This is a genomic window from Aeromonas sp. 102P (assembly GCF_051920345.1).
In the GTDB taxonomy this organism is placed as follows: domain Bacteria; phylum Pseudomonadota; class Gammaproteobacteria; order Enterobacterales; family Aeromonadaceae; genus Aeromonas; species Aeromonas veronii.
Genome location: NZ_JBQBCZ010000001.1, coordinates 2,814,908 through 2,828,747, shown reverse-complemented (window position 1 = coordinate 2,828,747; position 13,840 = coordinate 2,814,908). Strand labels below are relative to the sequence as shown.

Below are 13,840 nucleotides of genomic sequence, written 5' to 3'. Positions count from 1 at the left end.
GATCAATCCCTCAAGGATGCATTCAACTCTTCACCAAGGGCCCGCACGACATTGTCTACGGTCTCGGCAATCTCTTTCTCCTCCAGGGTGCGCTGGGTATCTTGCAATACAAGACTGATGGCCAGGCTCTTCTTGTCCTCTGCCATACCAGCACCCTGGTATACGTCAAACAAGTTTATTCCAACTACCTGATTTCCGCCAACTTTTTTAATTACCGCAAGCACATCACCTGCCAGAACCTGACGATCGACCACCACGGCGATGTCGCGACGGTTCGCCGGGAACTTGGAAACCTCGGCTGCAACCGGCACCTTGGCCGGGGTCAGCTTGTCCAGCTCCAGCTCAAACATCACCGCACGGCTCTTGAGGCCCAGCTTCTTCTCGAGGCTCGGGTGGATCACGCCGATGTGGCCGATGATCTCGCCATTACGCAGGATGGCTGCGCTCTGGCCCGGGTGCAGGGCGCTGTGCTCGGTGCGCTCGAAGGTAAAGGTGGCCCCTTCGGCGGTCAAATCCAGCACCGCTTCCAGATCCCCTTTCAAATCAAAGAAGTCGGCGGCGCGGGTTTTGATGTCCCAGTGCTCGTCGCTCTGGTTGCCAGTGATGATACCGGCCAGCATCGGCTCCTGACGAATGCCGTTCTCGGCGCTTTCATCCTTGATGAAACGCAGACCCTGCTCGAACAGACGCACACGCGGCTGCTGACGATTCTGGTTGTAAACAACGGCTTGCACCAGCCCCGGGAACAGAGAGACACGCATGGCGGACATCTCGACCGAGATCGGGTTCGGCAGCACGATGGCATCGCTCTGCGGGAACAGGGTTTGCTGGGTCTTGGGATCGACGAAGCTATAGGTGATCGCTTCCTGGAAACCGCGGTCAACCAGCAGGTCGCGTACGCGCTTCAAGGTCACCTGCCCTTCTGCCTGCTCAACCATCGCCAGAGAGGCTGCGGGTTTCAGGTTCGGGATGTTGTTGTAGCCGTAGATGCGAGCCACTTCCTCAATGAGGTCTTCCTCGATGGCGATATCGAAACGCCAGGAGGGTGCCAGCGCAGTCCAACCGTCAGCATCCACAGTCACCTGCATGCCGAGGCGGGTGAGGATCTCGATCACTTGGGCATCCGCCACGCTGATACCGATCACCTTGTCGAGCTTGCTGCGACGCAGCTTGATGGGGGCCGCTTTCGGCAGATGGGCATCGGATTTGACCTCGATGACCGGACCGGCTTCACCGCCGCAGATGTCCAACAGCAGACGGGTGGCTCTGTCCATCACCTTGGCTTGCAGCTCGGGATCAACCCCACGCTCGAAGCGGTGGGAAGAGTCAGTGTGCAAACCGTAAGCGCGAGCACGACCGGTGATGGAGAGCGGCGCGAAGAAGGCGCACTCCAGCAAGATGTCGGTAGTGGTCTCGGATACACCGGTGCGGTTGCCGCCGAAGATACCGGCCATGCAGGCAGGACCTTTGGCATCGGCAATCACCAAGGTGGTCTCTTTGAGCTTCACTTCGTTACCGTCGAGCAGGGTCATCGGCTCGTCAGCGTGGGCGCGACGTACCACCAGTTCCCCTTCCAGGGTAGCCAGATCGAAGGCGTGCATCGGCTGACCGTATTCCAGCAGCAGATAGTTGGTGATGTCGACGATGGCGTCGATGGAGCGAATGCCGCCACGGCGCAGCTTCTCTTGCATCCAGAGCGGGCTCTGGGCCTGCAAGTTCAGCCCCTTGATGACGCGGCCCAGATAACGGGGGCAATCAGCTGGTGCTTCAACCCGGATCGGGAAAGTTGCATCAATGGTAGCAACAGCTGGTGCCCAGGTCGGCTCGACCACGTCCACGCTGTTGAGCACGCCAATTTCACGAGCCAGACCCGCGATACCGAGGCAATCGGCACGGTTCGGAGTCAGATCCACGTCGATGGAGACGTCGTTCAGATTGAGGTAGTCACGCATATCGGTACCGATGGGGGCATCGGCCGGCAGCTCGATGATGCCATCGGCTTCAACGTCGATACCCAGCTCGCTGAAAGAGCAAAGCATGCCGTGAGACGGCTGGCCACGCAGCTTGGCTTTCTTGATGGTGAAATCACCCGGCAGGGTCGCCCCTACTTTGGCCACACACACTTTCAAGCCCTGACGGCAGTTCGGCGCGCCACAGACGATGTCCAGCAGCTCGGCTTCACCCACGTTGACCTTGGTCACCCGCAGCTTGTCGGCGTCCGGATGCTGGGCGCACTCGACCACTTCACCCACGACCACATTGTTGAACTGGCCGGCAACCGCTTCCACGGCGTCCACTTCCAGACCGGCCATGGTGATCTGCTCGGCCAGCGCGTTGTCACTCAACTCGGTGCGGACCCACTCCATCACCCAGGATTTACTGAATTTCATGTTCTCTCGCCCTTACTTGAACTGCTTGAGGAAGCGCAGGTCGTTTTCGAAGAAGGCACGCAGGTCGTTGACCCCGTAACGCAGCATGGTCAGGCGCTCAACGCCCATGCCGAAGGCAAAGCCCGAGTATTTTTCCGGATCGATACCGACCGAACGCAGCACGTTCGGGTGCACCATACCGCAGCCCAGCACTTCCAGCCACTTGCCGTTCTTGCCCATCACGTCCACTTCAGCGCTCGGCTCGGTGAACGGGAAGTAGGAAGGACGGAAGCGAATGGTCAGATCTTCCTCGAAGTAGTTGCGCAGGAAGTCGTGCAGAATGCCCTTCAGCTCGGTAAAGCTGGCATGCTCGTCAACCAGCAGACCTTCAACCTGATGGAACATCGGGGTGTGGGTCATGTCGTAGTCGTTACGATAGACGCGGCCCGGCGCGATGATGCGGATCGGCGGCTGTTGCTGCTGCATGGTGCGGATCTGCACACCGGAGGTGTGGGTACGCAGCATCAGATCAGGATTGAAGTAGAAGGTATCGTGATCGGTACGCGCCGGGTGATGAGCCGGAATGTTCAGCGCATCGAAGTTGTGGAAGCCATCTTCAATCTCGGGACCACGGGCAACCTTGAAGCCCATCTCGCCAAACAGGCGCTCGATGCGCTCGATGGTGCGGGTTACAGGATGCAGACCGCCATTCTCGATGCGGCGACCCGGCAGGCTGACGTCGATGGTCTCGGCAGCCAGCTTCTGGTTCAGCACGGCGACTTCGAGCGCTTCACGACGCTCGTTCAGCGCATCCTGAACCTGCTGTTTGGCCTGGTTGATCACGGCGCCCGCGGCGGGACGCTCTTCGGCAGACAAGGCACCCAGGCCCTTCATCTGCTCGGTAAAAAAGCCCTTTTTACCCAGATATTTGACCCGGATTTCGTCGAGGGTAGCGATATCGCTCACGCCCTCAATTTCGGCTCTGGCTTGGCCGACTACTTCTTCAAGCTGTTGCATGTCTTCCTCGTCACCACTCCCGGTACAGGAGCCTTTAGGCTAAATAAGGTCAAGAGGGGAATAATACAAAAAAGCCCCTTCGCTGACCATAGTTAAGGTGGGCTTTTCTCCCTACAAATCATTTTGTTATATCAAGCGAGTCTTATCGGTTCACCACCACTCCTTAAATAGTGGAACAAACATCTAGTTTGTTGGCATATAAGCCATTTGTAAAACAGGTCATCTCGCACATATCGCCTTGTATGGAGAAAACTGTAGCGCGTGTAAAACAGTGGACAGAATATGGATGGGAGAAAGGGAAAAGTAATGTGAAACCGTGAATGACAAACACAAAAAAGGAGGCCTGAGCCTCCTTTTAGCGTTTATAACAGAACTGGATTAAACCAGAGCTGCTTTAGCTTTTTCAACCAGGGCGGTGAAAGCCATTTTGTCGTGAACGGCGATATCGGACAGGATCTTGCGATCGATCTCGATAGAAGCCTTCTTCAGACCGTTGATCAGACGGCTGTAGGACAGACCATTCTGACGGGCTGCAGCGTTGATACGCGCAATCCACAGCTGACGGAACTGACGCTTTTTCTGGCGACGGTCACGGTAGGCATACTGACCAGCTTTGGTTACCGCTTGTACCGCTACGCGGTAAACACGGGAACGGGCGCCGTAGTAACCTTTGGCGGCTTTCATTACTTTCTTGTGACGAGCTCGAGCAGTCACACCACGTTTAACTCTTGGCATTTTTCACATCCCCCCTTATGCGTACGGCAGACAAGCGACAACACGTTTGTGGTCGGCAGCAGAAACCATGAATTTCGGTCCCAGCTGACGCTTACGCTTGCTGCTCTTCTTGGTCAGGATGTGACGCAGGTGGTTGTGCTTGCACTTGAAGCGACCCGAGCCAGTCTTCTTGAAGCGCTTTGCAGCACCCCGGTTGGTTTTCATCTTCGGCATTTCATACTCCGCATTGTGAGTGACAACAAAATCGCAAGGCGAACCGTCTCATGGGGCTTGCCCCATGAGACAATTTCTTGTGGGCCTTAAGATTTCTTCTTAGGTGCGAGAACCATCACAGCTTGACGGCCTTCGACTTTCGGGAACGACTCGACTACGGCCAACTCTTCCAGATCGTTCTTGACGCGCTCCAGAACCTTGATACCAAGATCCTGGTGGGCCATTTCACGACCACGGAAGCGCAGGGTGACCTTAGCCTTGTCCCCGTCTTCCAGAAAGCGAACCAGGTTGCGTAGTTTTACCTGATAGTCGCCTTCGTCAGTGCCAGGACGGAATTTGATTTCCTTGACCTGGACGACTTTCTGCTTTTTCTTCTGTTCTTTGGTTGTTTTGCTCTTTTCGTAGAGGAATTTGCCGTAATCCATGATCCGGCAAACGGGCGGCTCAGCATTTGGACTGATCTCTACCAGATCAACTCCGGCCTCTGCGGCCAAGTTCAGAGCATCCTGAATGGAGGTAATGCCAATGGCTTCACCATCCAGACCAGTCAGACGAACTTCTTTCAGACGGATCTCTTCATTGATCCGGTGAGCGCGGGCTTGCGGTTGCTTGCCCAGTTTTTTTCCGCCTTTTATAGCTTATTCCTCCACTTTCTTTTGTCCGCGGGTCTGAACTTCTTGGGTCAACAGAGCGATGAACTCTTCAACAGGATAAGTGCCCAGGTCAGCCCCTTTACGAGTCCGTACTGCAATCTTACCGGCTTCAACTTCTTTATCGCCGCAGACCAGCATGAAAGGTACTCGCTTCAAAGTATGCTCGCGGATTTTAAAGCCAATCTTCTCATTTCTCAAGTCCGCTTTTGCGCGAAGGCCCGCATCATTCAATGCTTTGGCTACTTTCACCGCATAATCGGCCTGATTGTCCGTGATATTCATGACCACAGCCTGAGTCGGTGCCAACCAGGTCGGGAACAGACCGGCGTACTCTTCAGTCAGAATACCGATGAAGCGCTCGATAGAACCCAGGATGGCCCGGTGGATCATCACGGGTACATGGCGATCGTTGTTTTCGCCCACATAAGTGGCACCCAGACGACCAGGCAGGGCAAAGTCGAGCTGCACGGTACCACATTGCCACGCACGATCAAGGCAATCGTGCAGGGTAAATTCAATTTTGGGACCGTAGAACGCCCCTTCACCCGGCTGCAGATCGTACTTCAGACCGTTGAGCTCCAGCGCTTCGGCCAGGGCTTTCTCGGCGCGATCCCACATCTCGTCGGAGCCGATACGCTGCTCGGGACGAGTGGAGAGCTTGACCACGATGTTCTCGAAACCAAAGGTACCGTAGACGTCATAGACCATACGAATACAGCCGGAGACCTCTTCCATGATCTGCTCTTCGGTACAGAAGATGTGAGCGTCATCCTGAGTGAAGCCGCGCACCCGCATCAGACCGTGAAGGGAACCGGACGGCTCGTTGCGGTGGCAAGAGCCAAACTCGGCCATACGCAGCGGCAGATCGCGGTAGGATTTCAGACCCTGGTTGAAGATCTGGACGTGACCCGGGCAGTTCATCGGCTTGATGGCGTACTCGCGGTTCTCGGACTGGGTGGTGAACATGGCCTGGGCATATTTCTCCCAGTGACCTGAACGCTCCCACAGGACGCGGTCCATCATGAACGGACCTTTCACTTCCTGATAGTCGTACTCTTTGAGCTTGCCGCGGATAAAGGTTTCCAGCTCACGGAAGATGGTCCAGCCATCGTTGTGCCAGAACACCATACCGGGTGCTTCTTCCTGCATGTGATACAGGTCGAGCTGCTTGCCGATCTTGCGGTGGTCGCGCTTGGCGGCCTCTTCCAGACGCTGCAGATAGGCCTTGAGCTGCTTCTTGTCAGCCCAGGCGGTACCGTAGATACGCTGCAGCATCTTGTTGTTGGAGTCGCCACGCCAGTAGGCGCCGGACATCTTCAGCAACTTGAAGTGGTGGCAGTGACGCATGTTGGGCACGTGCGGGCCGCGACACATGTCGATGTACTCTTCGTGATGATAGAGACCTGGCTGGTCATCACGGGCAATGTTCTGATCCAGGATTTCGACTTTGTAAGACTCGCCGCGCGCCTCGAATACATCGCGCGCTTCTTGCCAGGAGACTTTCTTCTTGATGACGTCGTAATCCTTGGCTACCAGCGCCAGCATGCGCTCTTCCAGGGCAGCCAGATCTTCATCGGTCAGGGTACGGTCAAGATCAACGTCATAGTAGAAGCCGTTGTCGATGACAGGACCGATGGCCATCTTGGTCTGGGGCCAGAGTTGCTTGATAGCATGACCCAGCAAGTGGGCGCAGGAGTGGCGCAGGATGTCCAGACCTTCTTCGTCTTTGGCGGTGATGATGGCCAGCGAGGCATCGGCTTCGATCAGCTCGCACGCATCAACCAGTTCACCGTTTACCCGACCGGCAATGCACGCCTTGGCGAGACCGGGACCGATGTCCGCAGCCACATCCATGACGGAAACAGAGTGGGCAAATTGACGTTGGCTGCCGTCAGGCAGAGTAATGATTGGCATTATGTGTTTCCTTATACAGTGGTGACCCCTACCAAAGGTCACATGCGGGATGGAAAAGAGATTCAAAAAGGTGATGTTCTGGTTCTCCACAGCACTTTGCGAAGACGGCCTGACACGCAAACAGCATGTCTAACATGACAAACCAAGCCAAAACGGCCCCCATGCTACCAGAAGTCGGGCGTGCTGTATCGGATTTGCAGATATTTTCTACAGTCAAATGAGTCGCCTGCCGACTATTCACCAAGCAGGGATTGCCAGTTGAAGTCAAAGTCACTGCTCCCCTCCTCGGCCAGCGCCAGCTCTTGCAGCACCTGAAGCGCCAGCTTGTTGCCCTTTTGTGCCGCCTGATAGAGCCACTGTTTCGCCTGAGGCAGATCGACCCTGCCGCTGACCCCCATCAGATGAAGGACGCCGACTTTCAGCATGGCCGGGACATCACCATTGCGGGCAGCCTGATCCATCCAGTGAAAGGCTTGGCGCAGATCTCGCTTGACCCCAACACCGCGCAGATAGAGCTCTGCCAGCCGATATTGGCCGAAGGGATCCCCTGCCTGCGCGGACTGGCGATAGAGGCTGATGGCCTGATGGATATCCTGCTCGCTCCCCTGCCCCACTTCATGGCTCCAGCCCATCAAGGCTTGCGCCCGAGGTTGGCCTTGATCGGCCAGTGGCGACCAGATCCGGGTCGCCTCATCAAAGTGACCGGTACGCCAGGCACGGTTGGCAGCAGCCATCTCCTGCTCGGTGGAGAGCGGAAGCAGACGCCAGATAACCAGCGCAATCAGACCGATAAATAGCCAACGGGAAGTGGTGGGACTCATGATAATTTCCGTGATCCAGTTCTCATTTCGTCTATGTAAACGAAATGTAGCGCCGCAATCAAGCAAGAGATCCCTGCAACAACCCTTTTTGCACCCGGTCGCTCAGCAGTAGTTGTCATTTATCCGGGGCACCTGCAAAATAACTGTATGTATAAACAGTATCGGTGCACACCATGGCAGGACGAGGCAGCCCCCACAATATCGATCACCGTTTTAGCGGCCCCCTTGTCGAAGCGGTTGATGACGGCTGGCAATCGTCCGATTGGGATGCCACCTTCACTCCTTCTGTGCCTGGCACCGAGGTGCGGGAGATCGATGCACGCAGCATCATCAGCTACAACAGCTCGCCGGATGTCCCCTTTGGGCGCTCCATCAACCCCTATCAGGGGTGCGAACACGGCTGCATCTACTGCTATGCCAGACCCAGTCATGCCTATCTGGAGCTCTCCCCCGGTCTCGATTTCGAGAGCAAGCTGTTTGCGAAACGCAATGCAGCCGATCTGCTGCGTCGGGAGTTTGCCAAACCGGCCTATCAGCCACAGACCATCTTCATTGGCGCCAATACCGACCCCTATCAACCCATCGAGCAGCGCTATCGCCTCACCCGGCAGTTGCTGGAAGTGATGCTGGCCCACCGCCATCCGGTCGGGCTTATTACCAAAAGCGCCATGATCTTGCGCGACCTCGATCTGTTGACCGAGCTGGCCAGAGAGGGACTGTGTCAGGTGATGGTGTCGGTGACGACCTTGAACGAAACCCTGCGCCGACAGCTGGAGCCCCGCGCCAGCACGGGCGCAGGCCGCTTGAAAGTGATCGAGAAGCTAGCCAACGCTGGCGTGCAGGTGGGGGTACTGGCCGCCCCCATGATCCCGCGGCTCAATGAACCGGAGCTGGAGCAGATCATCAAATCGGCCGCCGAGGCTGGCGCCAGTTGCGCCGATTACATCCTGCTGCGCCTGCCCCACGAGCTGGCGCCGCTATTTGGTGACTGGCTCGATACCCACTATCCGGGCCAGAAGGAGGCTATTTTGAATCAGTTGCGAGCCAGCCGCGGTGGCGGGCTCAACAGTACCGCCTTCGGCACCCGCATGCGCGGTGAGGGGCACTTTGCCGATCTGCTGGCCCAGCGCTTTCGCCTTATCAACAAGCGCCTCGATCTGGGTAAACGCCATATTCAGCTCAGGCTGGATGGATTTATCCGCCCGGGAGAGCAGCTGTCGCTCTTCTAATCCCCCTGCTCACGCCCTTCACACATCAGGCGTGCCAAGAGCTTGAGAGGAAGATATGGCGCAACACATCCCGTGGAAATCCCGCTTTTCAGAATTTTCCAACGAAGTAGCCATGTCGCGACAAGAAAGCGCTATCCGGTAAAGAGAGGGCTAACGCCTTAGCCTGCGCGCTGATCCCGCCCCTGTTGCACCATTTCAACCGGTAGTCGCGAGGGTTCATGAGCCACTTCGTGCTCATCCTCTTCATATTGCGGCATCTCTGATTCGCCCCATACCCGGCTCCACCAAATTTCCCACGTGATCCAACTGGTCATATGCAGCTCCTGAGGGTGAAGGTGATGGCAACAACGCACCACTCGCCCGGCAGGATAGCGACTGGGAATGACAGGGAAATGACAAAAAAATCACTTGTAAAAAGGCAACTGGCGGTGGCGAGGAAAAGCCGAAACAGTTCACATATTCGGCGAAATCATCCTGAAAGCGGTCACAAATCTGCAGGTTGTGAATTGCAGCACATCCTGTTCCCGCCAAAGCTGGGTTGCCCATTCAGGCATCTATAAAAACAGGGACACAATAATGAAACACACAGCGGGAATATGGGCGATCACAGGCATGCTGATCGCCCCCTTGGCGCACGCCGACGTCATATTGCACACCTTCAACTGGAAGTACAGTGAAGTGACCGCCAAAGCCGACCTTATCAAGTCAGCCGGTTACAAACAGGTACTCATCTCGCCACCTCTCAAGTCATCAGGCAACGAGTGGTGGGCTCGTTACCAGCCGCAGGATCTGCGTCTTGTCGACTCCCCTCTTGGCAACAAGCAGGATCTCGAGCAGCTGATCGCCGCCATGAAGGCGCGGGGCATCGCCGTCTACGCCGATGTGGTGCTCAACCACATGGCCAACGAAAGCTGGAAACGCCAAGACCTCAACTATCCCGGCAACGAGCTGCTGCAAAGCTACGCCAGCAACCCGGCCTATTTCGAGCGCCAGAAACTGTTTGGCGATCTGGGGCAAAACTTCCTCTCCGGTCAGGATTTTCATCCGGAAGGGTGCATCAGCGACTGGAGCGATCCGGGTCATGTCCAGTATTGGCGACTCTGTGGCAGTGCCGGTGACAAGGGGCTGCCGGATCTGGATCCCAACAACTGGGTGGTCAGCCAGCAACAGGCATATCTCAAGGCGCTCAAGGGGATGGGGATCAAGGGTTTTCGGATCGATGCGGTCAAACACATGAGCGATTACCAGATCAATGCTGTGTTCACCCCCGAGATCAAACAGGGGATGCACGTGTTTGGCGAGGTGATCACCACAGGAGGGGCAGGCAGCACCGATTACGAGCGCTTCCTCAAACCCTACCTCGACAGCAGCGGCCAGGGAGCCTATGACTTTCCGCTGTTTGCCTCCCTGCGTGGTGCGTTAAGTTACGGTGGCAGCATGAACCTGCTGGCGGATCCGGGCGCCTATGGTCAGGCGCTACCGGGCAATCGCGCCGTCACCTTTGCCGTGACCCACGACATCCCCACCAACGACGGCTTCCGCTATCAGATCCTGAGCCAGACTGACGAGAAGCTGGCCTATGCCTACCTGCTCGGCCGCGATGGTGGCTCACCACTGGTCTATTCGGATCACGGCGAGACCCAGGCCAAGGATGGACTGCGCTGGCAGGATTACTACCAGCGCGCCGATCTCAAGGGGATGATCCGTTTCCACAATGCGGTGCAGGGCCAGCCCATGCAGCTGGTCGGCAGTGGCGACTGCTTCGTGCTGTTCCAACGGGGCAAACAGGGGCTGGTCGGCATCAACAAGTGCGACTATGAGCAGGAGTACTGGCTCGATACCGCCAGGTTCGAGATGAACTGGTATCGCAACTATCGTGACGTGCTCGACCAAGGTGACGTGATCAACGTGCAGAGCCAGTGGGTACGGGTCGCCATTCCCGCCCGCAGCGCCAGAATGTGGCTGCAGGAGTGATCAGGCCAGCACCCTGCCCGACTTGCATCTGGCAGTCATAAAAAGCAGACAAATAAAAAGAGCGACCACCAGGGTCGCTCTTTTTGTTCAGAGACGTTGCTCGGGTAACAGGTGACGATTACTCGTCGCCCGCTTCCCCTGCATCGACTGCATCAGTGCCGGTCGCGATATCGGTACCTTCAGATACCTCACCGTCAACGGCCAGAGCGTCGTTCTCGTCCTCGTCGCTCTCGGCGATGCGCTGCAGGCCAACCACGGTCTCGTCTTCACCGGTACGGATCAGACGGACACCGCCGGTGTTACGGCCAATGACGCTCACCTCGGCAACACGGGTACGCACCAGGGTGCCGCCGTTGGTGATCAGCATGATCTGGTCGGTGTCTTCGACCTGGATCGCATCGATCACCTTGCCATTACGCTCATCCACCTTGATGGAGATAACGCCCTGGGTACCACGGCTCTTGGTCGGGTATTCGGCCAACGCAGTCCGCTTGCCGTAACCGTTCTCGGTGGCGGTGAGGATGGCACCTTCGCCGCGCGGAACGATGAGGGAAACCACCTTGTCACCGGCGCCCAGCTTGATGCCACGGACACCGGCGGCGGTACGACCCATGGGACGAACGCCCTTGAAGGTACCCTTGCTTTCGGTGCCTTCGCCGTTGTCGCTGCCATCATCGTCATTGCCGGCATCGTCGTCGGTTTCAACGTCATCGCTGACATCGGCATCAGCGCGACCGCTACCTTCCGCGAAGCGAACGACTTTACCCGCATCGGAGAAGAGCATGATCTCGTTGCTGCCATCGGTGATATCCACCCCGATCAGCTCATCACCCTCTTTGAGGTTGATGGCGCGGATACCGGAGGAGAGCGGACGGCTGAAGTCAGAGAGGCTGGTCTTCTTCACGGTACCGTTGGCGGTGGCGAAGAAGACATACTTCTCGGCGTCATATTCCTTCACCGGCAGGATAGCGGTGATACGCTCACCCTCTTCCAGCGGCAGCAGGTTGATGATCGGACGACCACGGGCGCCACGGGACGCTTCCGGCAGCTGGTAAACCTTGAGCCAGTAGACCTTGCCACGGGTGGAGAAGCACAGAATGGTGTCGTGGGTGTTGGCCACCAGCAGACGCTCCACAAAGTCCTCTTCCTTGATCCGGGTAGCCGACTTGCCACGACCACCGCGGCGCTGGGCCTCGTAGTCGGAGAGCGGCTGATACTTCACATAGCCCTGGTGAGACAGGGTAACCACCACATCTTCCGGAGTGATCAGATCTTCGATGTTGATCTCGGCACTGGACATGCTGATCTCGGTGCGACGCTCGTCGCCATACTGCTCGCGCACGGCCAGCAGTTCATCGCGGATCACTTCCATCAGACGAGCCGGGCTCGCCAGGATGTGCAGCAGCTCGGCGATCAGATCCAGCAGAGATTGGTACTCTTCCAGGATCTTCTCGTGCTCGAGGCCGGTCAGCTTGTGCAGACGCAGGTCAAGGATGGCCTGGGCTTGCTGTTCGGTCAGGAAGTATTGGCCTTCACGGATACCAAACTCGGGCTCCAGCCACTCGGGCCGTGCTGCATCGTCGCCCGCTTTTTCCAGCATGGCGGCCACGTTGCCGAGTTCCCAGCCCTTGGCAACCAGGCCCGCTTTCGCGTCGGCCGGGGTCGCGCTGTGGCGGATCAGCTCGATGATGGGATCGATGTTGGCCAGCGCAACCGCCAGACCTTCCAAAATGTGTGCCCGATCCCGCGCCTTGCGCAGTTCGAACACGGTCCGGCGGGTCACCACTTCACGGCGGTGCAGCAGGAACGCATCCAGGATCTCTTTAAGGTTCATCACCTTGGGCTGGTTGTTATCGAGCGCCACCATGTTGATGCCGAACGTGGTCTGCATCTGGGTGTGCTTGTAGAGATTGTTCAGCACAATCTCGCCGGACTCGCCGCGCTTGATCTCGATAACGATGCGCATGCCGTCTTTGTCAGACTCATCGCGCAGGGCACTGATGCCCTCGATCTTCTTCTCTTTGACCAGCTCGGCGATCTTCTCGATCAGTCGAGCCTTGTTCACCTGATAGGGGATCTCGTGAACGATGATGGTCTCGCGACTGGTCTTCTCGTCCACTTCCACTTCAGCTTTGGCCCGCACATAGATGGAGCCACGACCGGTACGGTACGCCTGCACGATGCCGGAACGACCGTTGATAATGCCGCCGGTGGGGAAATCCGGGCCGGTGATGTAGGTCATCAGCTCGTCAATGGTGAGGTCGCCGTTTTCGATCAGCGCCAGGCAGCCATTGACAATCTCGGTGAGGTTGTGAGGCGGAATGTTGGTCGCCATGCCCACCGCGATACCGGAGGAGCCGTTGACCAGCAGGTTGGGAACCTTGGTAGGCATGACCGCCGGGATCATCTCGGTGCCGTCATAGTTCGGCACCCAGTCCACGGTCTCTTTGTCCAGATCAGCCAGCAGCTCGTGGGAGATGCGGGCCATCCGCACTTCGGTATAACGCATCGCCGCGGCGCTGTCGCCGTCGACTGAACCGAAGTTGCCCTGACCATCGACCAGCATGTAACGCATGGAGAAATCCTGCGCCATCCGGACAATGGTGTCATACACAGCGATATCGCCGTGCGGGTGATATTTACCGATTACGTCACCGACCACACGGGCCGATTTTTTATAGGGCTTGTTCCAGTCGTTCCCCAACTCGTTCATAGCAAACAGAACGCGGCGGTGAACCGGTTTCAAGCCATCACGCACATCCGGCAGAGCTCGTCCTACGATCACGCTCATGGCGTAATCAAGATAGGAACTCTTGAGCTCTTCTTCGATGTTGACCGGCGTGATCTCTCTGGCCAGATCGCTCATAGAAAGCCTTATCCCTAATTAGTTGTTCTTTGGCTTAAACAGCGCGACA

Annotated in this window: 11 protein-coding genes; 2 read left to right on the top strand and 9 right to left on the bottom strand. The window is 57.1% G+C overall.

The annotated features are described in order from the left end of the window. Positions 1-2 precede the first annotated feature (2 nt). From pheT to ACTG1K_RS13210, 7 genes are all read right to left on the bottom strand, one after another. A complete protein-coding gene (pheT, locus tag ACTG1K_RS13240; protein WP_440005678.1) occupies positions 3-2,390 on the bottom strand; it encodes a phenylalanine--tRNA ligase subunit beta in 2,388 nt (795 codons plus the stop codon). 12 nt (positions 2,391-2,402) lie between these two features. After that, positions 2,403-3,386 (bottom strand): phenylalanine--tRNA ligase subunit alpha, encoded by a 984-nt coding sequence (pheS, locus tag ACTG1K_RS13235; protein ID WP_005351972.1) that lies wholly within the window; start codon positions 3,384-3,386, stop codon positions 2,403-2,405. Between the two features lie 378 nt (positions 3,387-3,764). Continuing rightward, a complete protein-coding gene (gene rplT / locus ACTG1K_RS13230) occupies positions 3,765-4,121 on the bottom strand; it encodes a 50S ribosomal protein L20 (RefSeq protein ID WP_005336687.1) in 357 nt (118 codons plus the stop codon). 15 nt (positions 4,122-4,136) lie between these two features. Beyond that, positions 4,137-4,334, bottom strand: coding sequence for a 50S ribosomal protein L35 (gene rpmI / locus ACTG1K_RS13225; RefSeq protein ID WP_005336688.1), 198 nt, complete (start codon positions 4,332-4,334; stop codon positions 4,137-4,139). Between the two features lie 86 nt (positions 4,335-4,420). After that, positions 4,421-4,951 carry a translation initiation factor IF-3 gene (gene infC / locus ACTG1K_RS13220; RefSeq protein WP_196783562.1) on the bottom strand — a complete coding sequence of 177 codons (531 nt, stop codon included), beginning with the start codon at positions 4,949-4,951 and terminating at the stop codon, positions 4,421-4,423. Between the two features lie 21 nt (positions 4,952-4,972). Further along, complete coding sequence (gene thrS, locus ACTG1K_RS13215) at positions 4,973-6,901, bottom strand: threonine--tRNA ligase (RefSeq protein WP_064336042.1); 1,929 nt, start codon at positions 6,899-6,901, stop codon at positions 4,973-4,975. 233 nt (positions 6,902-7,134) lie between these two features. Beyond that, the gene (locus tag ACTG1K_RS13210) at positions 7,135-7,722 is read right to left on the bottom strand and encodes a tetratricopeptide repeat protein (RefSeq protein ID WP_181281609.1); all 588 of its coding nucleotides are present in this window, start codon (positions 7,720-7,722) and stop codon (positions 7,135-7,137) included. A 173-nt stretch (positions 7,723-7,895) separates the two neighbouring features. Between ACTG1K_RS13210 and ACTG1K_RS13205 the strand changes: the two genes are divergently transcribed. Continuing rightward, complete coding sequence (locus ACTG1K_RS13205) at positions 7,896-8,951, top strand: PA0069 family radical SAM protein (protein ID WP_440005676.1); 1,056 nt, start codon at positions 7,896-7,898, stop codon at positions 8,949-8,951. A gap of 158 nt (positions 8,952-9,109) precedes the next feature. On the opposite strand, the gene ACTG1K_RS13200 is transcribed toward ACTG1K_RS13205, so the two are convergent. Beyond that, complete coding sequence (locus tag ACTG1K_RS13200) at positions 9,110-9,265, bottom strand: hypothetical protein (protein WP_213387141.1); 156 nt, start codon at positions 9,263-9,265, stop codon at positions 9,110-9,112. A gap of 262 nt (positions 9,266-9,527) precedes the next feature. Here ACTG1K_RS13200 and ACTG1K_RS13195 point away from each other — a divergent pair, with 262 nt between their 5' ends. Further along, positions 9,528-10,925, top strand: a complete 1,398-nt coding sequence (locus ACTG1K_RS13195) for an alpha-amylase family protein (RefSeq protein WP_440005674.1) — start codon at positions 9,528-9,530, stop codon at positions 10,923-10,925. A 118-nt stretch (positions 10,926-11,043) separates the two neighbouring features. Here the strand turns inward: ACTG1K_RS13195 and gyrA are convergent, their stop codons facing one another. Further along, positions 11,044-13,791, bottom strand: coding sequence for a DNA topoisomerase (ATP-hydrolyzing) subunit A (gyrA, locus tag ACTG1K_RS13190; protein WP_236345962.1), 2,748 nt, complete (start codon positions 13,789-13,791; stop codon positions 11,044-11,046). Between the last annotated feature and the right edge of the window lie 49 nt (positions 13,792-13,840).